The 25,134-nt window shown below is 72.8% G+C and carries 23 protein-coding genes and 1 riboswitch; of the genes, 14 read left to right on the top strand and 9 right to left on the bottom strand.

Features of this window, described 5'->3' with window-relative positions; all coding sequences use genetic code 11:
• The first annotated feature begins 30 nt into the window (after positions 1 to 30).
• From AC07D6_RS09865 to AC07D6_RS09830, 8 genes are all read left to right on the top strand, one after another.
• The gene (locus tag AC07D6_RS09865; RefSeq protein WP_479043195.1) at positions 31 to 714 is read left to right on the top strand and encodes an alpha/beta hydrolase family protein; all 684 of its coding nucleotides are present in this window, start codon (positions 31 to 33) and stop codon (positions 712 to 714) included.
• Between the two features lie 218 nt (positions 715 to 932).
• Positions 933 to 1,589 carry a sigma-70 family RNA polymerase sigma factor gene (locus tag AC07D6_RS09860; protein WP_189529910.1) on the top strand — a complete coding sequence of 219 codons (657 nt, stop codon included), beginning with the start codon at positions 933 to 935 and terminating at the stop codon, positions 1,587 to 1,589.
• The gene (rsrA, locus tag AC07D6_RS09855; protein ID WP_479043194.1) at positions 1,586 to 1,885 is read left to right on the top strand and encodes a mycothiol system anti-sigma-R factor; all 300 of its coding nucleotides are present in this window, start codon (positions 1,586 to 1,588) and stop codon (positions 1,883 to 1,885) included. The genes AC07D6_RS09860 and rsrA overlap by 4 nt, the downstream gene beginning before the upstream one ends.
• A 184-nt stretch (positions 1,886 to 2,069) precedes the next feature.
• A complete protein-coding gene (locus AC07D6_RS09850) occupies positions 2,070 to 3,536 on the top strand; it encodes an HD-GYP domain-containing protein (protein WP_479043192.1) in 1,467 nt (488 codons plus the stop codon).
• Positions 3,533 to 4,735 (top strand): HD-GYP domain-containing protein, encoded by a 1,203-nt coding sequence (locus AC07D6_RS09845; RefSeq protein ID WP_479043190.1) that lies wholly within the window; start codon positions 3,533 to 3,535, stop codon positions 4,733 to 4,735. Before AC07D6_RS09850 ends, AC07D6_RS09845 begins: the two co-directional genes overlap by 4 nt.
• Positions 4,736 to 4,832: 97 nt before the next feature.
• Positions 4,833 to 5,813: a tetratricopeptide repeat protein gene (locus tag AC07D6_RS09840; RefSeq protein ID WP_315875881.1), complete on the top strand. Its 981-nt coding sequence runs from the start codon at positions 4,833 to 4,835 to the stop codon at positions 5,811 to 5,813.
• Positions 5,814 to 5,887: 74 nt separating this feature from the next.
• Positions 5,888 to 6,538, top strand: coding sequence for a peptide deformylase (gene def / locus AC07D6_RS09835; protein ID WP_315875762.1), 651 nt, complete (start codon positions 5,888 to 5,890; stop codon positions 6,536 to 6,538).
• 236 nt (positions 6,539 to 6,774) lie between these two features.
• A complete protein-coding gene (locus AC07D6_RS09830; protein WP_479043188.1) occupies positions 6,775 to 7,512 on the top strand; it encodes a D-Ala-D-Ala carboxypeptidase family metallohydrolase in 738 nt (245 codons plus the stop codon).
• 73 nt (positions 7,513 to 7,585) lie between these two features.
• On the opposite strand, the gene AC07D6_RS09825 is transcribed toward AC07D6_RS09830, so the two are convergent.
• From AC07D6_RS09825 to AC07D6_RS09795, 7 genes are all read right to left on the bottom strand, one after another.
• Positions 7,586 to 8,542, bottom strand: coding sequence for a ribonucleotide-diphosphate reductase subunit beta (locus AC07D6_RS09825; RefSeq protein ID WP_479043288.1), 957 nt, complete (start codon positions 8,540 to 8,542; stop codon positions 7,586 to 7,588).
• Positions 8,543 to 8,655: 113 nt separating this feature from the next.
• Positions 8,656 to 11,004 (bottom strand): ribonucleoside-diphosphate reductase subunit alpha, encoded by a 2,349-nt coding sequence (locus AC07D6_RS09820; protein WP_315875759.1) that lies wholly within the window; start codon positions 11,002 to 11,004, stop codon positions 8,656 to 8,658.
• A gap of 145 nt (positions 11,005 to 11,149) precedes the next feature.
• Positions 11,150 to 11,284: riboswitch (cobalamin riboswitch) on the bottom strand.
• Positions 11,285 to 11,316: 32 nt separating this feature from the next.
• Positions 11,317 to 11,859 carry a GNAT family N-acetyltransferase gene (locus AC07D6_RS09815; RefSeq protein ID WP_479043187.1) on the bottom strand — a complete coding sequence of 181 codons (543 nt, stop codon included), beginning with the start codon at positions 11,857 to 11,859 and terminating at the stop codon, positions 11,317 to 11,319.
• A 19-nt stretch (positions 11,860 to 11,878) separates the two neighbouring features.
• Entirely contained in the window at positions 11,879 to 12,496 is a 618-nt protein-coding gene (locus AC07D6_RS09810) for a hypothetical protein (protein WP_315875757.1), read from the bottom strand.
• A gap of 138 nt (positions 12,497 to 12,634) precedes the next feature.
• Entirely contained in the window at positions 12,635 to 14,257 is a 1,623-nt protein-coding gene (mctP, locus tag AC07D6_RS09805) for a monocarboxylate uptake permease MctP (RefSeq protein ID WP_315875756.1), read from the bottom strand.
• Positions 14,254 to 14,517 (bottom strand): DUF3311 domain-containing protein, encoded by a 264-nt coding sequence (locus tag AC07D6_RS09800; protein WP_315875880.1) that lies wholly within the window; start codon positions 14,515 to 14,517, stop codon positions 14,254 to 14,256. The genes mctP and AC07D6_RS09800 overlap by 4 nt, the downstream gene beginning before the upstream one ends.
• A gap of 323 nt (positions 14,518 to 14,840) precedes the next feature.
• Positions 14,841 to 15,626: a GntR family transcriptional regulator gene (locus AC07D6_RS09795; RefSeq protein ID WP_315875755.1), complete on the bottom strand. Its 786-nt coding sequence runs from the start codon at positions 15,624 to 15,626 to the stop codon at positions 14,841 to 14,843.
• Positions 15,627 to 15,921: 295 nt separating this feature from the next.
• On the opposite strand from AC07D6_RS09795, the gene AC07D6_RS09790 reads away from it, so the two are divergent.
• The 4 genes from AC07D6_RS09790 to AC07D6_RS09775 all read left to right on the top strand — a co-directional run bounded on the left by AC07D6_RS09790 (position 15,922) and on the right by AC07D6_RS09775 (position 20,755).
• Entirely contained in the window at positions 15,922 to 17,202 is a 1,281-nt protein-coding gene (locus AC07D6_RS09790; RefSeq protein ID WP_315875754.1) for an extracellular solute-binding protein, read from the top strand.
• 75 nt (positions 17,203 to 17,277) lie between these two features.
• Complete coding sequence (locus tag AC07D6_RS09785; protein ID WP_315875753.1) at positions 17,278 to 18,288, top strand: carbohydrate ABC transporter permease; 1,011 nt, start codon at positions 17,278 to 17,280, stop codon at positions 18,286 to 18,288.
• Positions 18,289 to 18,407: 119 nt separating this feature from the next.
• Positions 18,408 to 19,199 carry a carbohydrate ABC transporter permease gene (locus tag AC07D6_RS09780; protein ID WP_315875879.1) on the top strand — a complete coding sequence of 264 codons (792 nt, stop codon included), beginning with the start codon at positions 18,408 to 18,410 and terminating at the stop codon, positions 19,197 to 19,199.
• 8 nt (positions 19,200 to 19,207) lie between these two features.
• Complete coding sequence (locus tag AC07D6_RS09775; protein WP_479043186.1) at positions 19,208 to 20,755, top strand: glycoside hydrolase family 3 protein; 1,548 nt, start codon at positions 19,208 to 19,210, stop codon at positions 20,753 to 20,755.
• Positions 20,756 to 20,832: 77 nt separating this feature from the next.
• On the opposite strand, the gene nagB is transcribed toward AC07D6_RS09775, so the two are convergent.
• The gene (gene nagB / locus AC07D6_RS09770) at positions 20,833 to 21,618 is read right to left on the bottom strand and encodes a glucosamine-6-phosphate deaminase (protein ID WP_315875751.1); all 786 of its coding nucleotides are present in this window, start codon (positions 21,616 to 21,618) and stop codon (positions 20,833 to 20,835) included.
• 209 nt (positions 21,619 to 21,827) lie between these two features.
• Here nagB and AC07D6_RS09765 point away from each other — a divergent pair, with 209 nt between their 5' ends.
• Together AC07D6_RS09765 and AC07D6_RS09760 are read left to right on the top strand one after the other, a co-directional pair.
• Entirely contained in the window at positions 21,828 to 22,874 is a 1,047-nt protein-coding gene (locus tag AC07D6_RS09765) for an SIS domain-containing protein (RefSeq protein WP_315875750.1), read from the top strand.
• Positions 22,875 to 23,203: 329 nt separating this feature from the next.
• Positions 23,204 to 24,667 carry a sensor histidine kinase gene (locus tag AC07D6_RS09760; RefSeq protein WP_315875878.1) on the top strand — a complete coding sequence of 488 codons (1,464 nt, stop codon included), beginning with the start codon at positions 23,204 to 23,206 and terminating at the stop codon, positions 24,665 to 24,667.
• 135 nt (positions 24,668 to 24,802) lie between these two features.
• On the opposite strand, the gene AC07D6_RS09755 is transcribed toward AC07D6_RS09760, so the two are convergent.
• Complete coding sequence (locus AC07D6_RS09755; protein ID WP_003953983.1) at positions 24,803 to 25,060, bottom strand: WhiB family transcriptional regulator; 258 nt, start codon at positions 25,058 to 25,060, stop codon at positions 24,803 to 24,805.
• Positions 25,061 to 25,134 lie beyond the last annotated feature (74 nt).

Below are 25,134 nucleotides of genomic sequence, written 5' to 3'. Positions count from 1 at the left end.
CGGCGCCGGTCCCCGCGCGAGGATGGCCCCGTGACACAGACCGAGACCATCCCCACGGGCGCCGGCGACGCCCGGATCACCTGGTACGCGGCCGGGCCCGGCGCCCGGTTCGTCGTCGCCCTCGGCCACGGCGCCGGGGGCGGGATCGAGGCCCGCGACCTCCAGGCCCTCGCCGCGCACCTGCCGCGCGCCGCCGCGGCCACCGTCGCCCTCGTCGAACAGCCCTGGCGGGTTGCCGGCAGGAAGCTCGCGCCCGCCCCGAAGACCCTGGACGCCGCCTGGCGCGACCTGTGGCCCGCCCTGCGCGCTCCCGGCCTGCCCGTCGTCGCCGGAGGGCGCAGCGCCGGGGCCCGCGTCGCCTGCCGCACCGCCCGCGACCTGGGCGCCCACGCCGTCCTCGCCCTGGCGTTCCCGCTGCACCCGCCGGGCAGGCCCGAGCGGTCCCGCGCCGACGAGCTGCCGGGCGACCTGCCCACGCTCGTCGTCCAGGGCGGCAACGACTCCTTCGGGAAGCCCGCCGAGTTCCCCCGCGGCGGCCACCGGATCGTGGAGGTCCCGTGGGCCGACCACTCCTTCGCCGTGCCGAAGCGGGCCGCCACCACCCAGGAGGACGCGCTCAGGACGGTCGTGGACGGGGTCGCGCAGTGGCTCCGGGCCTTTCGGGGCAGTCGGGAATGGCGGGTGGGCCCCCGCTGTTGTCCTGACCGTCGGTGAACGACATCAGGCCAGGAGAGGGAGTCCGTCGCATGGGTTCGACCATCTGCCCGAACCGGTCGCGCGCCACTGAGCTGGACTGGACGGTGCTGTCCGGGCCGACGACCGGCTCTGTGCGGGTGACGGGCGAGAAGAATCGACAGGGAAGGTCGGCGGCCGGTCGACTATTCTCCGATTCGAGCGGGTCCGCACTCGGTCTCGCCGCGGCGCTGGAGGAGGTGGGTCCGGTCACTGGGACCGACAGGGGGTCCGTCGAGGGCCCCGAGGAGACGGACGGCGAGCGCAACGCGCGCTTCGAGCGGGACGCCCTCGGCTACCTCGACCAGATGTACTCGGCCGCCCTGCGGATGACGCGGAACCCGGCGGACGCCGAGGACCTGGTGCAGGAGACGTTCGCCAAGGCGTACGGCTCGTTCCACCAGTTCCGCGAGGGCACCAACCTGAAGGCGTGGCTGTACCGCATCCTCACCAACACCTTCATCAACTCGTACCGCAAGAAGCAGCGCGAGCCCCAGCGCAGCGCGGCCGAGGAGATCGAGGACTGGCAGCTCGCCCGCGCCGAGTCGCACATGTCGACCGGCCTGCGCTCGGCCGAGTCCCAGGCGCTGGACCACCTTCCGGACTCCGACGTGAAGGCGGCCCTCCAGGCGATCCCGGAGGAGTTCCGCATCGCCGTGTACCTGGCCGATGTCGAGGGGTTTGCCTACAAGGAGATCGCGGACATCATGGGTACACCCATCGGCACGGTGATGTCCCGACTCCACCGTGGGCGCCGCCAGCTGCGCGGCATGCTCGAGGACTACGCCCGTGAACGCGGGCTGGTTCCCGCGGGCGCCGGAGAGTCCACGAACGACCGGAAAGGCTCGGGCTCATGAGCTGCGGAGAGCCGCACGAGACGGACTGCTCGGAGGTCCTGGACCACCTCTACGAGTTCCTCGACCGCGAGATGCCCGACAGCGACTGCACCAAGTTCGAGACGCACTTCGAGGAGTGCTCCCCGTGCCTGGAGAAGTACGGGCTCGAACAGGCCGTGAAGAAGCTCGTCAAGCGGTGCTGCGGGCACGACGACGTACCGAGCGACCTGCGCGCGAAGGTCATGGGGCGGATCGAGATGATCCGGGCCGGGGAGGCCGTCCCCGACCAGGACGTCTCCGCCGCCGCCCAGGAGTAGCGGCACGACACGGAAGGACGGGGCGCCGTCGCGGGACACACCGCGGCGGCGCCCCGTTCCGTGTGCTTTTCACCCGAAGGTGCTAATCGGTTCCGTCCCGCCGCCCCCGGCGCACCCGCTCGTTAGCCTGCCAGCCAGGCGCCCGGTCCGAGCGGACCGGGCGGCGAACGGAAGCGGAGGGGTCGTGGCGGGCATTCCGGGAGCCGCGCGCGCGTACATCGCCGGTGCGGCGCTGGCCGCCGCCGCGTGCGCGCTCCCCGCGCTCGCCCCCGCCTCCGCGACCCCGTGGGGCTCCGTGGCGCTCCTGGCGGGGCTGTACGCGTTCTGCGAGTCCCCGGCCCGCTCCCGGCTCCTGGCCGGTACGGCGAACCGCGTGACCGGCCGCCCCGCCGGGGCCCGGGCCGCCGGCGGCGCCCCGCCCGCCCCCGCCGGGTGCTACTTCCCCGTCCTCCTCGCCGCCGCGCTCCTGCTGCCGCCCGCCGCCGCCGCGCTCGCCGCCGTGCCCGGGGCGCTGCTCTCCCCCGTCGGGGACCGGCGCCCCGCCCGGCCCCGACGCGTCTGGCGGGCCGCGCGGCTCGCCCTCGCCGTCTGGGCCGCCGCCCGGACCGCCGCCCTCCTCGGCGGGCCCGCCGCCGTCGACCGGACTCCCGACCTGCCGTACGCGCTCCTCCCGGCGGGCGCGGCCGTCCTCGTGTTCTGCGCGGTCCTGACCGCCCTCGACGGCGGCATCCTCGCCACCGCCGAGCGCGTGCCGCCGCGCGCCGCCTGGCGGGGCATCCTCGGCCGGTCCCTCGCCGCGCACGCCGCGCACGGGCTGGTCGGGCTGATGACGGCCGTGCTGTGGCGCAGCCCGTACGGCTGGCCCGCCGCGCTGTTCACCCTGCTGCCGATGTACGTCACGTGCTGGGCGTACACCCAGTACCACCGAGAACGCGCCGCGCACCAGGCGACGATCCGGGCCCTCGTCCAGGCCGTCGACCTCAAGGACACGTACACGCGCGGGCACAGCGAACGCGTCGGCCGCGCCTCCGTCATGATCGGCCGCGAGCTCGGCATGGACGAGGACCGGCTGGAGGTCCTCCGCTTCGCCGGCACGCTCCACGACGTGGGCAAGATCGGCGTCCCCACGCGCGTGCTGCGCAAGGACGGCCCGCTGACCCGGGAGGAGCGGCGGATCATCGAGCTGCACCCGGAGTACGGGCACGAGGTGGTGCGCGGCATCGGCTTCCTCGGCGAGGCGCGCTCCGCGATCCTCCACCACCACGAGCGCCTCGACGGCAAGGGCTACCCGTACGGGCTCCAGGGCGCCGAGATCCCGGAGCCGGCGCGGGTGGTCGCGGTCGCCGACGCGTTCGACGCGATGACCTCCACCCGCTCCTACAGCCGCGCCCGCCCCGTCCCCGCGGCCCTGGCCGAACTGGCCCGTTGCGCCGGCACCCAGTTCGACCCGGCCATGGTCGACGCCCTGACCAGGGCCCTCGCCCGGCACGGCTGGGAGGCGACGGTGACCTCCGACGAACCCCTGCCGCCCCCGGCGGGGCCCCCCGCCCTCCGGGCCGTCCGCGAAGGGCCGACGGACCCCGGCGCCACCGGGGGCGGGGCGGTGGGGCACGGGCCGGCGCGGGGGGCGTCCCGACGGGGGGAGCCTTGAGCGTGCCGGGCGTGGTGGCGGGGGTGCGCGGGTGCGCCGTCGGGACGGTGGCCGGGGGAGTGGCGTGGACCCTCTGGGCCGGCGTCCACCAGCCCGGGGCCGCCCTCGCCTTCGGCGTGCTGATCGCCGTCGGGGGGCTCGCCCGGTGGTACGCCGGGCCCGACGAGCGGGAACCCGCGCCGCTCGGCGCCGCCGGGGCGCTCGCCTACGCCCTCGTGCCCGCCGGGCACGGCGTACCGCAGACCGTCGCCGTCGCCGTGGTGGGCGCGCTGGCCGGGGTCTTCCCGCACATCGCGCGCGGGCGGGGCCCCCACCCGGACTACCTGGCCCGCAGGGTGCTCACCCTCGTCTTCGCCGCCGTCTGCGCCGGGCCCCTGCACACCGCCCCGGACCCGCGCCACGTGCCGGCCCTGGTGCTCGTCCTCGTCCTGACCGCGTTGTGCGACGCCGTACTGGCGGCCCTCCTCCTGCACGCCCGCACCCGCTACCCGTACGCGCCCCTCCTCCGCGACGAGCTGCGGGCCCTGCCGGGCGTCGGGTCCGCCATCTGCGCGACCGGCGCCGTGATGGCCCTCGCGGTGGCCGTCGCCGGGCTGTGGGCGCTCCCCGTGCTGTGCGTGCCGCTGCTCCTCACCCAGCTCGCCTTCCGCCGCTACGCCGCCGTCCGCCGCACGTACCGGCAGACCATCGCCTCCCTGGCCCGGGCCACCGAGGTCGCCGGCTACACGCCGACCGGCCACGCCCACCGGGTCGCCGCGCTCAGCCGGGCCGTCGGGCGGGAACTGGGCCTGTCGGGGGAGGACCTGACCGTCCTGGAGTACGCGGCGCTCATGCACGACATCGGCCAGCTCTCCCTCGTCGACCCGGTCCCCGAGGGCGCCACCGCCCTGCTGCCCCCCGCCGAGCAGCGCCGCATCGCCCTCCTCGGCGGCGCCGTGGTCCGCCAGACCGGCGTCCCCGCGGCCGTCGCCGCCGTCGTGGAGCGGCAGGCCGACCCGTACCGGGAGCAACCCGTCGCCGCGCGGATCGTCCGCGCCGTCAACGCGTACGACGACCTGTCCGGGGAAACCGCCCAGGGGGCGCTCCGGGCGCTGGAGCACCTCCGCCTGGGGACCGCGCGGGACTACCACCCCGCCGTGGTGGAATCCCTCGTCAGGGTCGTCGCCCGCGGCGGCGTCGAGGGGCCGGCACCGGGGTAACCCATGGGTAATGAGCGGGCGTGCGACCGGGCATGGTTGGATGCCAACGAGAGGGTGTCCGGGGGCAGTGACCTTCAGCGACCGGCAGGCGGGAATCGTGAGGATCTTCGGGAAGGTACGGCATCGGCCCTCCGCCTCGTGGCGGCAGGCCACCGACCGCGCGTTCACGCTGATCGGGGACGGGCGGTACGAGGACGCGGGCGCGCTGCTGACGCGCGCCGCCGATCTGGAGCCCTGGCTCTCCGAGTCCTGGTTCAACCTGGCGCTGCTGCACAAGTTCCGCCACGACTGGGAACAGGCCCGCGCCGCCGGGCTCCGGGCGGTCGCCCTGCTCGACAAGGAGACCGGGGCGCCCGACTGGTGGAACGTCGGCATCGCCGCCACGGCCCTCCAGGACTGGCCGCTCGCCCGGCGGGCCTGGCAGGCGTACGGCCTGAAGGTGCCCGCGGGGGACGCGCCCGGTGGGGAGCCGACCGGCATGGAGCTGGGCAGCGCCGCCGTACGGCTGTCGCCGGAGGGCGAGGCCGAGGTGGTGTGGGGCCGCAGGCTCGACCCGGCCCGGATCGAGGTGCTGTCGATCCCGCTGCCGTCGTCCGGGCGCCGCTGGGGCGAGGTCGTCCTCCACGACGGGGTGCCCAACGGCGAGCGGACCACCGCGTCCGGGCACAGCTTCCCCGTGTTCGACGAGATCGAGCTGTGGGCGCCGTCGCCCGTGCCGACCTGGGTGGTGCTGCTGGAGGCCGCGACCGAGGCCGACAGGGACGCCCTGGAGCGCCTCGCCGCCGACGCCGGGTTCGCCGCCGAGGACTGGTCGTCGTCCGTGCGGCTGCTGTGCCGCACCTGCTCCGAGTCGCGGATGCCGAGCGCCGAGGGCGACGGCGAGCACCTCGACCCGCACGACCACAGCGAGCCCGGCCACCCGGGCCCCCTCGGCCACCGCACCGCCGGCGACCTGTGGGTGCCGGAGCGGGAGTGCGGCATCGCCGCGCCGGCCGGGCTGGTGCGGGGGCTGCTGGACGGCTGGGTCGCGGACAGCCCGGACAGCCGGGAGTGGCGGGATCTGGAGGAAGTCTGCTGATGCCCGTCCCCCCGGGCCCGTAGGCTGTACGGGCACATCGCAACGGGTATTTAAGGGAAGGCGCGAAACCGGTCATGGCGCAGCAGGAGACGGACCAGCAGGGCTTCGAAGCCCTCCCCGTGGACGACGAGGGCTTCGTCGTCGACACGGAGAACTGCGAGGAGCGCGAGCAGGCGTACCGCGCGCGCGGCACGTCGCGTCCGATCACGGTCGTCGGCAACCCGGTGCTGCACAAGGAGTGCAAGGACGTCACCGCGTTCGACGACGAACTGGCCCGGCTGGTCGACGACATGTTCGCCAGCCAGCGCACCGCCGAGGGCGTGGGCCTCGCCGCCAACCAGATCGGCGTCGACCTGAAGGTCTTCGTCTACGACTGCCCCGACGACGAGGGCGTGCGCCACGTCGGCGTCGTCTGCAACCCGGTCCTGGAGGAACTGCCGCCCGAGCGGCGCGTCCTGGACGACTCCAACGAGGGCTGCCTGTCCGTCCCCACCGCGTACGCCTCGCTGGCCCGCCCCGACTACGCGGTCGTGCGCGGCCAGGACGTGAAGGGCAACCCCATCAAGGTCCGCGGCACGGGCTACTTCGCCCGCTGCCTCCAGCACGAGACGGACCACCTGTACGGCTACCTGTACATCGACCGCCTGTCGAAGCGGGACCGCAAGGACGCCCTGCGCCAGATGGCCGAGGGCACGCCGCGCTACCCCGTGGTCCCCAACGACTGAGCCCCGGGCCCCCACCTGCTCCGGGACGCGACAAGCCCGTGCCGGCGAACGGCCGCGTCCGGCACGGGCGTGTCCCGTCGCCCCCTGCCGTCCCCGCCGCCCCTGCCGTCCCCGCCGCCCCGCGCTTCACCGTTCCGTCACCGGGCGGACGGACAGCGGTGGCGCGGGGGCTGTTGACGCGCGTTGACCGTCACGCCAGTCTCTCCCGTACACCGTCCTCACAACAGGGAGACGCAATGCTGAGACGTACGGCACGCCTTCTGTTGTCCCTGGTCATGGTCGCCGTCGCCGGCCTCGCCGGAGTCGTGGCCACCGCCGGTCCCGCCCAGGCCGACGACTGCTACACCTGGTCCCGCACCCTGTCGCAGGGCGCGACCGGATCCGACGTCACCCAGCTCCAGATCCGGGTCTCCGGATACCCCGGCTACGGCGCGGTCCTCGCCGTCGACGGCTCGTACGGCCCGGCGACCACCGCCGCCGTCAAGCGCTTCCAGGCCGCCTACGGGCTCACCGCCGACGGGGTCGCCGGCCCCGCGACCTTCAGCAAGATCTACGCCCTCCAGGACAGCGACTGCACCCCGGTCCACTTCAGCTACGCCGAACTCAACCGCTGCAACTCCACCTGGTCCGGCGGCGCCGTGAGCGCGGCCACCGCCAAGGCCAACGCGCTGCGCACCATGTGGAAGCTGGAGGCCCTGCGGCACGCCCTGGGCGACCAGCCGATCACGGTGACCAGCGGCTTCCGCTCGGTGAGCTGCAACAACGCGGTCGGCGGGGCGTCCGACAGCCGCCACCTGTACGGTGACGCCGCCGACCTCGGCGCCGGCCCGCACTCGCTGTGCAAGCTGGCGCAGCAGGCCCGCAACCACGGCTTCAACGGGATCCTCGGCCCCGGCTACCCGGGCCACAACGACCACACGCACCTCGACCACCGGCCCAGCCGGTACTGGTCGGCGCCCAGCTGCGGCATCTGACCGACGGCGCGGCGGCCCGCGCCCCTTCCCGCGGGGGAGGGGCGCGGGCCGCCGTACGCCGGGGGCGGACCGGTCAGAAGTCCTCGTCCAGGTCCACCGAACCCTCGACGGCGACCTGGTACGCGGAGGGGCGCCGCTCGAAGAAGTTCGTCAGCTCCTGGACGCCCTGCAGCTCCATGAACGCGAACGGGTTCTCCGAGCCGTACACCGGGGCGAAGCCCAGCCGGGTCAGGCGCTGGTCGGCGACGCACTCCAGGTAGGCGCGCATCGACTCGGTGTTCATGCCCGGCAGGCCGTCGCCGCACAGGTCGCGGGCGAACTGCAGCTCGGCCTCCACGGCCTCCTTCAGCATGTCTACGACCTGCTGCTCCAGCCGGTCGTCGAACAGGTCCGGATCCTCCTTGCGGACCGTGTCCACGACGTCGAAGGCGAAGCTCATGTGCATCGTCTCGTCGCGGAACACCCAGTTGGTGCCGGTCGCCAGGCCGTGCAGCAGACCGCGCGAGCGGAACCAGTAGACGTACGCGAAGGCGCCGTAGAAGAACAGGCCCTCGATGCACGCGGCGAAGCAGATCAGGTTCAGCAGGAAGCGGCGCCGGTCGGCCTTGGTCTCCAGCCGGTCCAGCTTCTCCACCGAGTCCATCCACCGGAAGCAGAACGCGGCCTTCTCGCGGATGGACGGGATGTTCTCGACGGCGTCGAACGCGGCGGCGCGGTCGTCCGGGTCGGGGAGGTACGTGTCGAGCAGCGTCAGGTAGAACTGGACGTGCACGGCCTCCTCGAACAACTGGCGGGAGAGGTAGAGCCGGGCCTCGGGCGAGTTGATGTGCTTGTAGAGCGTCAGGACCAGGTTGTTCGCGACGATCGAGTCGCCCGTCGCGAAGAACGCCACGAGCCGGCCGATCAGGTGCTGCTCGCCGGGGGTCAGCTTCACCAGGTCCGCGACGTCCGAGTGGAGGTCGACCTCCTCGACGGTCCAGGTGTTCTTGATGGCGTCCCGGTAGCGCTCGTAGAAGTCCGGGTAGCGCATCGGACGCAGCGTCAGCTCGAAGCCCGGGTCGAGCAGCCTGGGGGTGCCGGTGCGAAGCGCCGCCGATGAGGGGCGGTGGCCGGGTGACGGGTGGGTGTCGCGGGTGGAGCTCATCACTGACAGGCCTCGCAGGACTCGGGGTTCTCAAGGGAGCAGGCGACGGCGTCGGGCTCGGACGCCTGCTGGACGGGCACGGGGGTCGCGGACGCGGCGCGGGCGATCCGCGTCGCCGGGCGGGAGCGCAGGTAGTACGTGGTCTTCAGGCCCTGCTTCCAGGCGTACGCGTACATCGACGACAGCTTGCCGATGGTCGGCGTCTCCAGGAACAGGTTCAGCGACTGCGACTGGTCCAGGAACGGCGTCCGGGCGGCGGCCATGTCGATCAGGCCGCGCTGCGGGATCTCCCACGCCGTCCGGTACAGCTCGCGCACCTCGGCCGGCACCCAGGTGAAGCCCTGCACCGAGCCGTTCGACTCGCGCAGCGCCTCGCGGGTCTGCGCGTCCCACACGCCGAGCTTCTTCAGGTCGTCCACCAGGTACGAGTTGACCTGGAGGAACTCGCCGGACAGCGTCTCGCGCTTGAACAGGTTGGAGACCTGCGGCTCGATGCACTCGTAGACCCCCGCGATGGACGCGATCGTCGCGGTCGGCGCGATCGCGAGGAGCAGCGAGTTGCGCAGGCCGACGGAGGCGACGCGCTCGCGCAGCGCCGCCCACCGCTCCGGCCAGGTCAGCTCCACGTCGTAGTGGTCGGGGTGCAGCACGCCGCGCGCCGTGCGGGTCTTGTCCCAGGCGGGCAGCGGGCCGCTGCGCTCGGCCAGGTCGGCGGACGCCTCGTACGCGGCGAGCATGATCCGCTCGGCGATCCGCGTGGACAGGGCGCGCGCCTCGGGCGAGTCGAACGGCAACCGCAGCTTGAAGAAGACGTCCTGGAGGCCCATCGCGCCCAGGCCCACCGGGCGCCAGCGGGCGTTGGACCGGCCGGCCTGCTCGGTCGGGTAGAAGTTGATGTCGACGACCCGGTCGAGGAACGTCACCGCGGTGCGGACCGTCTCGTCCAGCCGCTCCCAGTCGATGCCGTCGCCGGCGACGAACGCGCCCAGGTTCACCGAGCCCAGGTTGCAGACCGCGGTCTCCCCGTCGTCCGTGACCTCCAGGATCTCGGTGCACAGGTTCGAGGAGTGGACCGTGTGGCCCGGCTCGGCGGTCTGGTTGGCGGTGCGGTTCGCGGCGTCCTTGAACGTCATCCAGCCGTTGCCGGTCTGCGCGAGGGTCCGCATCATCCGGCCGTACAGGTCGCGGGCCGGCATCGTCTTGCGGGCCAGGCCCTTCGCCTCGGCGGCCCGGTACGCGGCGTCGAACTCCTCGCCCCACAGGTCGACCAGCTCGGGCACGTCCGACGGGGAGAACAGCGACCACGGGGCGTCGGCGTTGACGCGGCGCATGAACTCGTCCGGGATCCAGTGCGCCAGGTTCAGGTTGTGGGTGCGGCGGGCGTCCTCGCCGGTGTTGTCGCGGAGCTCCAGGAACTCCTCGATGTCGGCGTGCCAGGTCTCCAGGTAGACCGCGGCGGCGCCCTTGCGGCGACCGCCCTGGTTGACGGCGGCGACCGACGCGTCGAGCGTCTTCAGGAACGGGACGATGCCGTTGGAGTGGCCGTTGGTGCCGCGGATCAGCGAACCGCGGGCGCGGATGCGGGAGTACGACAGGCCGATGCCGCCCGCGTGCTTCGACAGCCGCGCCACCTGGTGGTAGCGGTCGTAGATGGAGTCCAGCTCGTCCTGGGGGGAGTCCAGCAGGTAGCAGGAGGACATCTGGGGGTGGCGGGTGCCCGAGTTGAACAGGGTGGGGGAGGAGGGCAGGTAGTCGAGCCGGCTCATCAGCCCGTACAGCGCCTCGACCTCGCCGAGGGCGCGCGCGGTGCCGTCCTCCGCCAGTCCGCAGGCGACGCGGAGCAGGAACTGCTGCGGGGTCTCGACGACCTTGCGGGTGATCGGGTGGCGCAGCAGGTAGCGGGAGTACAGGGTGCGCAGCCCGAAGTAGCCGAAGCGGTCGTCGGCCGCCGGGTCGATCACCGCGTCGAGCCGGTCGGCGTGGCGGGCGACGAAGTCGGCGGTCCGGTCGGCGATGAGCCCTTCGCGGTGGCCGACGGCGACCGACGCGGAGAACGCCACCGCTCCCTGGCCGGCGGCCTCGTCGGTGATCGCGCGGGCCAGCAGCCGGGCGGCGAGCCTGGAGTACGCCGGGTCCTCGGCGATCAGGCCGGCCGCCGCCTCGGTGGCGAGCTCCCGGAGTTCGGCCTCGTCCGACCCGGCGTGCCGGCCGCGCAGGGCGGCGGCGGCGACCCGGCCGGGGTCGGTGTCGGGAAGGTCCGCGGTGAGGTCGGTCAGGGTCCGCAGCAACGCGGTCCCGGGAGCGTCGGCTTCGGTGGCTGAGGCCGGATCCGCTGGCGCGATGGTCACGTGGGGGCTCTCCCTCGCTCGGCTCGGGGCCGCACGGCGGGGAGGCGGGAAGCGGGCGCACCCCGCCCCTGGGCACGGGGGCGTGCGTGACCGCGTCCGCCGGCCCACTCCGCGAGGCCCGGACGTCTGGGCACCCGGGCCGGACGGTCCGGGTGCGCTGTCGGCAGGTCGTCGGACTTGTGGGGTACGCGAAGGGCACACCGGTACACCGTTGCGGGACAGTTCCGGACTCGCACCGGATTCCCCTGCTACGACAGCGAGCACGAGCATACATGTGGGGGGCGCGGGATACGGCACCCCCCACATGTTGTGTCAGAGTGTCAGCTCGTACGCGAGGAGGGGCAGACCGGGCAGGGGCTCCCAGTCCCGCTGCGGGGCCCTGGCGAAGCCCATCCGGTCGTACAGCCGCCGGGCGCCGCGGGCCTGCGGGACGACCGACAGGACGAGCCGCGCGCAGCCGTCGACCGCGCGTGCCCGGTCGGCGCACGCCCGTACGAGCGCCTCGCCCACGCCCCGTCCGCGCGCCGCGCCGGACACGGCGAGCACCCGGAACTCGGCCTCGTCCGGTCCCGCGATGTCCGCCCACGGGCTGCCGCCGGACGGGACGAACGTCACGCCGCCCAGGAGCGTGCCGTCCGGGTCGACGGCGACGAGCACCTCGGCCTCGGCGGCCCGGCGCGGCACGTCGCGCAGCAGGTCGAGGTAGGGGTCGTCGGCCCCGTACTGGAGCAGCCCGCCGTCGAGGTAGGCGCGGGCGCTGATCTCGCCCAGGGCGCGGTGCTCGGCGGGGCGTACGGGGCGGATGGCGAAGTCGGTGGTGCTCGGTGCGGCGGGTGGGGTCCAAGTGGCGTCCATGGGACCCAGTGTGGCGGGATCAGCCGCTCGCGCCCACGTCGTTTCGGGGCGCCCCGTCGCCCACGGGCGGCAGGTCGCCGCGTTCGACGGGCTCCCCGGCGCCGGGCCGGAGCTCGGGCAGGACCGCGTCCAGCTCCTCGTCGGAGGCGCGGTGCGCCCGCTCGGCGGCGCCGCGCAACGTGTCGCGGTCGACGGAGCGGTCGGCGCTGACCCGGACGCGCAGCCCGTTCTCGGCGCGCACGTACGCGTGGGCGCCGTCCGAGGCGCGGTACCAGCCCGCGCCGTCCTTCTCGCAGGGGGTGCCGGCGGGGCCGGTGGCCGAAACCGCGGGGAGCTCCGCGCAGCTCGCCGCGTCGACCCCGCCGCGCTCGACGGCGAGGGTGATCGCGCCGCCGCCCGGGGAGACGTACGTGGCGGAGAAGCCGTCGTCGCCGAGGACGCCCACGGACTGCTCGGCCAGGTCGAAGCCGTCCGCCTCCGTCACGTACACGTGCTCGGGCCGGGTCTGCAGGGCGGCGGCGCGGGCCTCCAGTCCGGCCCGGTCGGGCACGTCCGCACCGGCCGTCCGCGTGCCGCAGGCGGCGAGGAGGAGCAGCAGGGCCAGGGCGGCCGGAGGGGGAGCGGGGCGGCGTCTCATGCGCCCATCCTCGCCCACCCCGCCCCGCGGAACGTGAGGGGCCCCGCACCACCCCGGCGGGGCGGTGCGGGGCCCTTGGGGGCCGCCGGGCCGCGCGGGTGGGGAGGGCGGGGCCTCCGGGCGCGGCGGGCCGGGGGGTCAGTGGCCGGTTCCCACCTTGGGCAGTTCGGGGCTGACCCCGGGGTCGCCGGAGTCGGCGGTGTAGTCGGACGCCGTCGTCTCGTCGACGCCCTCCGGGGCCTTCACCGCCCGCAGCACGAACGTGAGGACGACCGTGACCAGCAGGTTCAGCACGAACGCGGTGAGGCCGATGTAGCCGATCTCGCCGATGCCGGGGATCTCCGCCGACGAGCCGCCGAAGTGCTTCTGCGTGGGGCTCGCCACGTTGTACGCGGTCCACGTGCCGTACACCATGCCGACCGCCCAGCCGCCCAGCAGCGCCCAGCGGTGGAACCAGCGGGTGAACAGGCCGATGACCAGCGCGGGGAAGGTCTGGAGGATCCAGATGCCGCCCAGGAGCTGGAAGTTGATGGCGACCGTCTTGTCCATCGTCAGGACGAAGGCGAGGGCGCCCACCTTCACCAGCAGCGACACCAGCTTGGACACCTTGGTCTCCTGCTCCGGGGTGGCGTCCGGCTTCAGGAAGTCCTTGTAGATGTTGCGGGTGAAGAGGTTCGCCGCGGCGATGGACATGATGGCGGCCGGGACGAGCGCGCCGATGCCGATCGCGGCGAAGGCCACGCCCGTGAACCAGTCCGGGAACATGTCCTCGAACAACTGGGGGATGGCCAGCTGGCCGTTCTGCACCTTGATGCCGGCGGCGATCGCCATGAACCCGAGGAGCGCGAGCAGGCCGAGCATCAGCGAGTACAGCGGCAGGATCGTCGTGTTGCGGCGGATCACGTCACGGCTGCCGGACGACAGGGTGGCCGTGATCGAGTGCGGGTACATGAACAGCGCCAGCGCCGAGCCGAGCGCCAGCGTGGCGTACGTCCACTGGGCCCCCTCGCCCGGCACGAGCGCGCCGCGCGGCTTGTCGGTCGCCGGGTTGACCTGCGCGAAGGCGTCGCCGGCGGCGCCGAAGATCGCGTCGAACCCGCCCAGCTTGATGGGGATGTAGATGATGGCGACCGCGATGACCAGGTAGATCAGCGTGTCCTTGACGAACGCGATCAGCGCGGGGGCGCGCAGCCCGGAGGAGTACGTGTACGCCGCGAGCACGCCGAAGGCGAGGAGCAGCGGCAGGTCCTTGATGAACCAGTGCGTCGACTCGCCGCCGCCGAGGCCCATGACGTCCAGCACGGCCTGGATGCCGACGAGCTGGAGCGCGATGTACGGCATCGTGGCGAGGATGCCGGTGAGGGCGACCGCCAGCGACAGGCCCTTGGAGCCGAAGCGCCCGCGCACGAAGTCGGAGGTGGTGACGTACCCGTGCTTGTGCGACACCGACCACAGGCGGGGCAGGAAGGTGAAGATCAGCGGGTAGACGAGGATCGTGTACGGCACGGCGAAGAAGCCGGCCGCGCCCGCCGCGTAGATCGCGGCCGGGACGGCGACGAAGGTGTACGCCGTGTACAGGTCGCCGCCGAGCAGGAACCAGGTGACCCACGTGCCGAACGAGCGACCGCCCAGGCCCCACTCGTCCAGGCTGTTCTCGTTCTCCGCCCTGCGCCAGCGGGCGGCCATGAATCCGAGGACCGTGACGAGCAGGAAGAAGAAGACGAAGACGGCGAGCGCGACGCCGTTGACACCGTCCTTCATCGCTCCCCACCCCCGTTCCGGGAGGCGCGGGCGCGCTGCTCGCGGTGCCACAACTGGTACGCGACCATCGTCAGCGCGGTCGACAGCACGACCCACAGCATCTGGTACCAGTAGAAGAACGGGATGCCGATGAGCGTGGGCTCCGTCCGGGAGTAGGAACCCACCCAGAGCATCGCGACGAACGGAGCGATCAGACAGAGCGCGATCACCACCCGGACGGGAGTGACCACCGGTTGTTTCTCTTGTGTCACCTCGGACATGGCGAACGGTCCCCTCATGATCAGCCGAATATGCGGTGAATCTAGGGGACGGCCAGGCCGCAGGGAACCCGTCACTCGATAACGGTGTGACTGCGGTGACCCGGCGGGTCCGGCGAGGGCCGGGGAGGGCGGCGGACGCGGCGCGGGCGGCGGGAGACGGGAGGCGGGCGTGCGCGGTGAGGGGGTGTCGGCCCGGCGTGCCGCCCGCCCGGCCGCCGGGGTTCCGGAGGACGGGGTCCCGGAGGACGGGGCGACCGCGCCGGGGTGCCGGGCCCGGCCGCCGTACGTCCGCGCGGTCCTCCGGCCCCGGGGGGGCCGGGCCGCTACTCGGAGGTGGGCCGCTTGAGGCGCGCCACGAACTTGTAGCGGTCGCCCCGGTACACCGAACGGACCCACTCCACGGGGGCGCCGTTCTCGTCGACGGAGTGGCGGGACAGCATCAGCATCGGCAGGCCCACGTCCGTACCGAGCAGCCCCGCCTCGCGCGGGGTGGCCAGGGAGGTCTCGATGGTCTCCTCGGCCTCGGCCAGCCGCACGTCGTACACCTCGGAGAGCGCCGTGTAGAGGGACGTGTACTTCGCCAGGGAGCGGCGCAGCGCCGGGAAGCGCTTGGCCGACAGGTGCGTCGTCTCGATGGCCATCGGCTCCCCGCTGGCGAGGCGGAGCCGCTCGATGCGCAGGACGCGCCCGCCGGCCTCTATGTCGAGCAGCCCCGCGAGGGTGTCGTCGGCGGTGACGTACCCGATGTCCAACAGCTGGGAGGTGGGCTCCAGGCCCTGGGCGCGCATGTCCTCGGTGTACGAGGTGAGTTGGAGCGCCTGGGAGACCTTGGGCTTCGCCACGAACGTGCCCTTGCCCTGGATCCGCTCCAGGCGGCCCTCGACCACCAGTTCCTGGAGGGCCTGGCGTACGGTGGTGCGGGAGGTGTCGAACTCGGCGGCGAGGGTGCGCTCCGGCGGCACGGGTGTGCCGGGGGGCATCGTCTCGGTCATCTCCAGCAAGTGGCGCTTGAGCCGGTAGTACTTCGGTACGCGAGCCGTGCGGGTCGCCGTCCCGTTCTCGGACGGGAGCCCGACCGCGGTCTCCGTACCGCCACTGTCCGTGGCCATGGCCTGCCTTTCCGACTCCTGTACTGCTGCCGTCACCGGCTCCTCCGTCTGTCGCGGCTCACATGGTGGCACGGACCGGTCACGGGTCTTCGCCCCTCCTCAGGTGTCGGTCCGATAACGGACGCAACAGCCCCTCTTATACACCCTTGACACCCCCAAAGGTCTAGGCCAAGCTCCGGGTTACTGGTCTAAACCATTAAAGACCAGGTCCCAGCCCCACGAGCAGTACTCGTCGTTCGTCGTACGTAATGTCTTCGCGGTGGGCGGGGTTGCAGGCATCCCTGAGGAGGGTGGCGTGAAGCGCAAGCTCATCGCGGCGATCGGTGTCGCGGGCATGATGGTCGGCCTCACCGCGTGCGGCGGTTCCGACAGCGGCGGGAACGACAAGGCGGGCGGGGCCAAGGAGCTTACCGTCTGGCTGACCGTCGACGCGCAGAACAACTGGCCCGAGCTGGTCAAGGCCGCCGACGACGCGATCGTCAAGAAGTACCCCGGCATCAAGATCAAGCACGAGTACTACGGCTGGCCCGACAAGAACACCAAGCTCGACGCGGTCCTGGCCACGGACAAGGCCCCCGACGTGGTCGAGATGGGCAACACCGAGATGATCGGCTACATGGCGAAGGGCGCCTTCGCCGAGGTCGACCCGAAGAAGTTCGACAACTCGGACAAGTGGCTGGACGCCCTCAAGGCCTCCGTCACCTACAACGGCAAGACCTACGGCGTCCCCTACTACGCCGGTGGCCGCGTGGGCACCTGGCGCAAGGACATCGCCGCCGAGGCCGGCGTCAAGGACGCCCCGAAGACCTGGGCGGAGCTGACCGCGGCCCTGGACAAGATCCAGGCCAAGAAGGGCGACAAGTTCAGCGCCTGGTACCAGCCCGCGCCCGACTGGTACGCCGCGATGTCCTTCGTCTACGAGGCCGGCGGCTCCATCGCCAAGCAGGACGGCGACACCTGGAAGGCGAACCTCTCCTCGCCGGAGTCGGTCAAGGGCCTCACCGCGTACAAGAACGTCCTCGACAAGTACATGCACGGCGACAAGACGAAGGACGAGTCCGACCGTCCCGTCGTCTTCGGCCAGGGCAACGCCGCCACCATCTTCGGTGCCGGCTGGGAGGGCGCCACCGCCGCCGACCCGAAGAACGACAAGGTCGGGGGGTTGAAGGACAAGCTCCAGGACTTCGTCATGCCCGGCCCGTCCGGCAAGAACCTCCCCGTCTTCCTCGGCGGCTCCGACCTGGCCATCCCGGTCAAGTCCAAGTCCCAGGACGTCGCGGCGGAGTGGATCGCCGTCTTCACCGGCGCCGAGGGCCAGAAGGGCCTCGCCGCCAAGGGCAACCTGCCCAACAACAAGGCGGACCTCGCCCCGCTGAAGGACGACCCGGCGACCGCCGTCCCGGCCACCGCCGCCGAGTACAGCTGGTTCGTCCCGACCGCGCCCGGCTGGGGCCAGGTCGAGAAGGGCCAGATCCTCAAGACGATGCTCGTCGAGATCGCCAACGGCAAGAAGTCGGTCGAGGCCGCCGCGAAGGACGCGGACGCCGCGATCGACAAGGTCATCAACACCAAGTGACCTGAGGGCGGGGCCCCGCCGCACGGCGGGGCCCCGCCGCCCGTACGCACGAGAGGGATCGCTGAGGAGCACGGGATGAGTGCCGCTGAGACAACCACCGCGAAGGCGCCGGCGGTGCGCCACGCGCCACCGCCCGGCCCGGGTGCCGGACCTACCGCCGGGAAGCCGGACGACAAGCGGACCAGGGGCGGTACGGGCCCCGGGGCGGGAGTGCCGTGGCTGCTCCTCGCGCCCTGCCTCACCATTCTGGTGCTGGTGCTCGGCTACCCGCTGGTGCGCCTGGTCACCCTCTCCTTCCAGAAGTTCGGCCAGCCCCAGCTGTGGGGCTTCCAGGAGGCCGAGAGCGCCGGCCTGGAGAACTTCGCCAAGATCCTCGGTGACGGCGAGTTCTGGGCCGTCGTCGTGCGCACGGTGATCTTCGCCGGCGGCGCCGTCATCCTGACCATGGTCCTCGGCATGCTGATCGCGCTGCTGCTCCAGCGGGTCTCGCCCTGGGTGAAGGCGCTCGTCAGCATCGTCCTGGTGGCCAGCTGGGGCATGCCCATCATCGTCGCCACCGCCATCTTCAAGTGGCTGTTCGACGCGGACTACGGCGTGCTCAACTGGCTCATCGACAAGCTGCCCGGCGTCGAGATGATCGGCCACAACTGGTTCGCCAGCGGCCCCCAGGGCCTCGCCGTGATCATGCTGCTGGTCGTGTGGGGCGCCGTGCCCTTCGTCGTGATCACGCTCAGCGCGGGCCTCACCCAGGTCCCCAAGGAACTGGAGGAGGCCGCCCGCCTCGACGGCGCCGGCTCCTGGGGCGTCTTCCGCTACGTCACCCTGCCGATCCTCAAGCCCATCATCGTCATGCTGACGACCCTCTCCGTCATCTGGGACATGGGCGTCTTCCCGCAGGTCTACGTGATGCGCAACGGTCACCCCGAGCCCGAGTTCCAGGTGCTCACCACCTACTCGTTCGACAAGGCGTTCGTCGTCAACGACTACGGCACCGGCTCGGCCATCGCCCTCGTCACGGTCTTCCTCCTGCTCGGCGCGGTCGCCGTCTACATGCGTCAGATGCTCAAGATCGGAGAGGTGGAGTGAGCGCCAACGCCACGGTCGCCACGGCCGACCCCGCGACCCCGGCCGCCCCGACGGCCCCGGCCGCCAAGGTCCCCCGGACCGCCCCCGGCCGCCCGCGCGCCGGGAAGCTCGGCTGGAACCTGCTGGGCCTCCTCGTCTTCGCCATCCTCGGCTTCCCCGTCTACTGGATGGTGAACACGGCCTTCAAGCCGGCCAAGGACGCGATCGACCCGAACCCGCACTTCTTCCCCTCCACCTTCACGCTGGAGAACTTCGAACGCGCCCTGCAGATCGCCGACTTCTGGGGCCCGGTCGGTCGCAGCCTCGTCGTCTCCCTGGTCGTCGTGGTCATCGGCATCGGGGTCGGCATGCTCGCGGCGCTCGCCATCTCGCGGTTCGCCTTCCGCGGACGCAAGGTCGTCATCGTCGGCATCCTCGCCGTCCAGATGGTCCCGCTCGTCGCCATGATCATCCCGGTCTTCCTGCTCCTCAACGACCTGGGTCAGTACGACAAGATCACCGGTCTGATCATCACGTACCTGACCTTCATCCTCCCGTTCACGGTCTGGACCCTGCGCGGCTTCATCGTGAACATCCCCAAGGAGCTGGAGGAGGCGGCCATGGTCGACGGCTGCACCCGCACCGGCGCCTTCGTCCGCGTCGTCTTCCCGCTGCTCGCCCCGGGCATGGTCGCGACGTCCGTCTACGGCTTCATCCAGGCCTGGAACGAGTACCTGTACGCGCTGATGCTGATGAGCCAGCAGAACCAGACGGCCACCGTCTGGCTCGGCAACTTCATCACGAAGAACGGCACCGAGTACGCCCCGATGATGGCGGGCTCCACCATGATGGCCGTCCCGATCGTGATCCTCTTCCTCCTCGTCCAGCGCAAGATGGCCGCGGGTCTCACGGCCGGCGCAGTGAAGGGATGACCGGTCCCATGACCACACTCGTACGCGGCACCTCCGACACGCTCACCCGCGACGCCCTCACCGTCCTCCAGCCCGGCTTCGTGGGCACCACCCCGCCGGAGTGGCTGCTGCGCCGGATCGGCGAGGGGCTCTCCTCGGTCGGCCTGTTCGGCCGCAACATCGCCACCCCCGAGCAGCTGGCCGCCCTCACCGCGCGGCTGCGCGCCGAGCGCGACGACATCCTCGTCGCCATCGACGAGGAGGGCGGCGACGTCACGCGCCTGGAGGTCCGCACCGGCTCCTCCTTCCCCGGGAACTTCGCGCTCGGCGTCGTCGACGACACCGACCTGACCCGTGCCGTCGCCCACGAACTGGGCCGCCGCCTGGCCGCCTGCGGCGTGGACTTCAACTGGGCGCCGTCCGCCGACGTCAACTCGGACCCGAACAACCCGGTCATCGGCGTGCGGTCCTTCGGCGCCGACCCGCGGCTCGTCTCCCGGCACACCGTGGCGTACATCGAGGGCATGCAGTCCGCCGGCGTCGCCGCCTGCACCAAGCACTTCCCCGGACACGGCGACACGAATGTGGACTCACACCTCGCGACGCCCCGCATCGATGTGGACCTGGACACACTGCACGCCCGTGAGCTGGCGCCTTTCCGCGCGGCCATCGCCGCGGGTTCCAAATCGGTGATGAGCGCGCATATCCTGCTGCCCGCGCTCGACCCCGACCGCCCCGCCACCCTGAGCCCGCGGATCCTCACCGGACTGCTGCGCCAGGAGCTGGGCTACGAGGGGCTGATCGTCACCGACGGCATGGAGATGCAGGCCATCGCGTCGGTGTACGGCATTGAGCGCGGCTCCGTCCTCGCGATCGCGGCGGGCGCCGACGCCATCTGCGTCGGCGGCGGCCTGGCGGACGAGGAGACCGTACTGAGCCTGCGCGACGCGCTGGTGGAGGCGGTACGGACCGGTGAACTGTCCGAGGAGCGGCTGGCCGACGCGGCGGCGCGGGTACGCGCCCTCGCGTCCTGGACCCAGGCGCACCGGGCCAGGGGGGCCGGATCGGAGCCGGGCGCGGCGGTGCAGGAGGGGACCGCGCCCGGCACCGGCATCGGTCTGGTGGCGGCGCGCCGCGCGCTGCGCGTGACACCGGGTCAGGCGCCGTACGCGCCGCCGCGGTCGGCGCCGTACGCGCCGCCGCGGTCGGCGCCGTACGTGGCGTCCTTCGCGCCGGTCGCCAACATCGCCGTGGGCGACGAGACCCCGTGGGGCGTCGGCGCCGAGCTGGAACGGCTGCTGCCGGGGACCCGGACGGGGGCGTACGGCCCGGACGCGGTCGCCGAGGACGTGCTGCGGGCGGCGGGGGAGCGCCGGATCGTGGCCGTCGTGCGCGACGCGCACCGCCACGCCTGGATGAGGGAGGCGCTGGACGGGCTGCTCGCCGCCCGCCCCGACACGGTCGTGGTGGAGATGGGCCTGAACCAGGCTCCGCCGCGCGGGGCCCTGCACATCGCGACGCACGGCGCGGCGCGGGTCTGCGGGATCGCGGCGGCGGAAGTCGTCGCCGGCGCGTAGCGCACACGGCGAAGGGGCCGGGCACCCGAGGAGGGTGCCCGGCCCCTTCCGCGTGCTCCGCGGGGCTCGGCGCCGCTCTACAGGCCCTGCCAGGAGGGCTTGTTGGCGTAGGTGTGGCGGAAGTAGTCGGCGAGCTTCAGCCGGGAGGCGGCGGCCTCGTCGACGACGACCGTCGCGTGCGGGTGCAGCTGGAGCGCGGACGCCGGGACGAGCGCGGCGACCGGGCCCTCGACGGTCTGCGCGACCGCCTCGGCCTTCCCCTCGCCGGTGGCGAGGAGGACCAGGTGGCGGGCCTCCAGGATGGTGCCGATGCCCTGGGTGATGACGTGGTGCGGCACCTGGTCGATGTCGCCGTCGAAGAACCGGGCGTTGTCGATCCGGGTCTGCTCGGTGAGCGTCTTGATGCGGGTGCGGGAGGCGAGCGACGAGCAGGGCTCGTTGAAGCCGATGTGCCCGTCCGTGCCGATGCCGAGTATCTGGAGGTCCACGCCGCCCGCCTCGGCGAGCGCCCGGTCGTACGCCTCGCACGCCGCCTGCACGTCGTCGGCGGTGCCGTCCGGGCCCAGGAACGACTCCGGGCCCAGGCCCAGCGGCTCCACGACCTGGCGCAGCACCGTGGAGCGGTACGACTCGGGGTGCCCGGCGGGCAGCCCGACGTACTCGTCGAGCTGGGCGATCCGGGCGCGCGAGACGTCCACCGCGCCCGAGCGGACCTTGGCGGTCAGGGCGTCGTAGATGGGCAGCGGCGTCGAGCCGGTGGCCACGCCGAGCAGAGCGTCGGGCTTGCGGCGCAGGAGGGCCGCGATCGCCTCCGCGATGAGCTCGCCGCCTGCCTTGGCGTCCTGGACGATGACAACTTCCACGCTGGGCCTGCCGATCTGGGAGGAGGGGAAAGGGAGTCACACGGAAGGTGGTATAGACCAATCTAGCAGAACGGTGCCCGCCACCCCACGCCTCCGCGCCCCGCGCGCGGCCCGGCTCGCGGCCCGCCGGCGGGGCCCGCCGGCCGGGTGCCCGCCGGACGGGCGGGCACCGCTGGCGGACCGCCGGGATCCCTGGTCGACTGGGACCCATGAGCGACGAGCCCGGACGGATCATGGCGGGGGAGATGGCGGAGCAGCCCGCCGTGCTGCGCCGCATCCTGGAGCGGGGCGCCCCCGGCATCCGCGCGGTCGCGCAGGCCGTCGCCGCGCGCGAGCCGCGCTTCGTCCTGCTGACCGCGCGCGGCACCTCCGACAACGCCGCGCTGTACGCCAAGTACCTCCTGGAGGTCCGCCTCGGCCTGCCCTGCGGCCTCACCTCCATGTCGACGACCACGGCGTACGGGGCGCGGCCCAGGCTGGCCGACGTCCTGGTGATCACCGTCAGCCAGTCCGGCGGCTCGCCCGACCTGGTGGCCTCCACGCAGGCGGCCCGGGAGGCGGGGGCGATCACGCTGGCGGTGACGAACAACCCGGACTCCCCGCTCGCGGCCGTGTCCGAGTACCACATCGACATCCTCGCCGGCCCCGAGAAGGCGCTCCCCGCCACGAAGACGTACACGGCGTCGCTGCTCGCCCTCTACCTCTTCGTGGAGGGCCTGGGCGGTGGCGACGGCTCGGCGGCGCGGGCCCTGCCCGACCTGGCGGAGCGGATCCTGGCCCGCCAGGACGAGGTGCGCGCCCTGGCCGCCCGCTACCGGTTCGCCGAGCGGATGGTGATCACCTCCCGCGGCTACGGCTACCCGACGGCCAAGGAAGCCGCCCTGAAGCTGATGGAGACCAGCTACATCCCGGCGCTCTCCTACTCCGGCGCCGACCTGCTGCACGGCCCGCTCGCCATGGTCGACAACGTCTCGCCCGTCATCGCCGTGGTGACCGACGGGCGCGGCGGGGAGGCGCTCCAGCCGGTCCTGGACCGGCTGCGCGGCCGGGGCGCGGACCTGTTCGTCGTGGGGCCGCAGGCCCAGGTGGAGGCGGCGTCGGCCGGGTTCGTCCTGCCGGTGGACGGCGTTCCGGAGGAGCTCCAGCCGATCCTGGAGATCCTGCCGCTCCAGCTCCTCGCGTACGAGGTGACGATCGCCCGCGGGCAGGACCCGGACGCGCCGAGGGCCCTGGCGAAGGTGACGGAGACCCGCTGAGGGCCGCGCGCGGGCCTCGGAGGCACCCGCGGGCCGCGGCGCCGCGACGGGACCCTCAACCCGTCCGGCACCGCAGCCCGGAGTTGCAACGGCCGGGGGTGTGCGGTCCCGCGGCCGTGGGTGAGGCCTCGACGCAGTCAGGGCAGAGAGCGCCGGAGCCCCGGTCCGCCCTCCTGTGCGGGGAGGACGGAAGCCTTACCACCCATTGTGGACTAGACCAATTCTTCCTGTCCATCCGCTGACGGGAGGCGGTTGCCGGTACATCCTCCACCACGGACCGGCAAAGCACCAGGTTCAACCGCACAGGTACGCTCGCGGATGTGCCGTCCATGAACGACCTCGTCCGCCAGCACACCGCCCTCGGCGACTCCGACCTCGAGTGGCTCCACCTGCTGGTCTCGGAGTGGCAGCTGCTCTCCGACCTCTCCTTCGCCGACCTCGTGCTGTGGGTCCCCACCCGCGACGGCACCCGGTACGTCTCCGTCGCGCAGATGCGCCCCAACACCGGGCCCACCTCCTACCAGGACGACATGGTGGGCCACCTCGTCCCCCGCGGTCGCCGCCCGCTGCTCGACGCCGCCCTCGACGAGGGCCGCATCGTGCGCGAGGGCGACCCGGAGTGGCGCGAGGAGGTCCCCGTACGGGTCGAGTCGATCCCCGTACGGCGCGAGGGCCGCGTCCTCGGCGTGATCGCCCGCAACACCAACCTGCTCACGGTGCGCACGCCCTCCCGGCTGGAGCTCACCTACCTCCAGTCCGCCTCCGACCTCGCCCAGATGATCGCCGCGGGGACCTTCCCCTTCCCCGAGCAGCAGGTCGACATGGACGCCTCGCCGCGCGCCGGCGACGGGCTGATCCGGCTCGACGCGGACGGCGTCGTCCAGTACGCCTCGCCGAACGCGCTCTCCGCGTACCACCGCCTCGGCCTCGCCGCCGACCTGGTCGGCCAGCACCTCGGCCAGATCACCGCCGAGCTGGCGCCCTCCCGCGGCCCGGTCGACGAGGCGCTCGTCAAACTGGCCAGCGGCTACGCCCCGCGCGAGACGGAGATCGAGGGCAACAGCGGCGTCATCCAGCTCCGCGCCATCCCCCTCAAGCCGAAGGGCACCCGGATCGGTTCGCTCGTCCTGCTCCGCGACGTGACGGAACTGCGCCGCCGCGAACGCGAGCTGATCACCAAGGACGCCACCATCCGGGAGATCCACCACCGGGTGAAGAACAACCTCCAGACGGTCGCCGCGCTGCTGCGCCTCCAGGCCCGCCGGATGGACTCCGACCGGGGCCGGGAGGCGCTGAACGAGGCGGTGCGCCGGGTCGGCTCGATCGCCATCGTCCACGAGACCCTGTCGCAGAACCTGGACGAGCGCGTCGAGTTCGACGACATCGCGGACCGGGTGATCTCGATGGTGGCGGAGATCTCCCCGGGCAAGGTGACCTGCCGGCGCAACGGGCGCTTCGGCATCCTCGACGCCGAGGTCGCCACGCCCCTGTCGATGGTGCTCACCGAGGTCCTGCAGAACGCCCTGGAGCACGCCTTCGCCCCGGCCGAGCAGGGGACGGTGGAGGTCACGGCGGTCCGCGGCGAGGGGCGCGACCCGCGGCTGCTGATCACCGTTCAGGACGACGGCCGCGGCCTGCCGGAGGGCTTCGACCCGCAGCGCGCCGGCAACCTGGGGCTCCAGATCGTACGGACGCTGGTGGAGGGGGAGTTGGGCGGCACGTTCGACATGCGCCCGGCGCCCGACCGGGGGACGCGCGTGGTGCTGGACGTGCCGGTCCGCGCGCAGAAGTAGCCGCCGCCCCGGTCGCGTCCCCGGCGCGCCCGGGGCGCGAACGCCAGCGAGCCCCGGACCGATTCGTACGGTCCGGGGCTCGAACGCTGTGGGTTACTGCTGCGCGCTGCTACTCGGGAGGCGCGGTGGCGGTGCTCAGGCGCTGGCGTTCCGCGCCCGGTTACGGGCGGCGCGGCGCTTCATCGCGCGGCGCTCGTCCTCGCTGAGGCCACCCCAGACGCCGGAGTCCTGGCCGGACTCGAGCGCCCACTGCAGGCACTGCTCCATCACGGGGCAGCGACGGCAGACGGCCTTGGCTTCCTCGATCTGCAGCAGCGCAGGACCGGTGTTGCCGATGGGGAAGAACAGCTCGGGGTCTTCCTCACGACAAACGGCGTTGTGACGCCAGTCCATGGCTGCTACCTCTCCTTGGTGTTGCATGCAAGTTGCTTGTGAATGTGAACGCTTTCACGAATCCCTCCGCAAGG

Source organism: Streptomyces sp. NPDC045287 (assembly GCF_056432325.1).
Note: the sequence above shows the minus strand (reverse complement) of the source record. Positions and strands in the feature narration are given on the sequence as shown.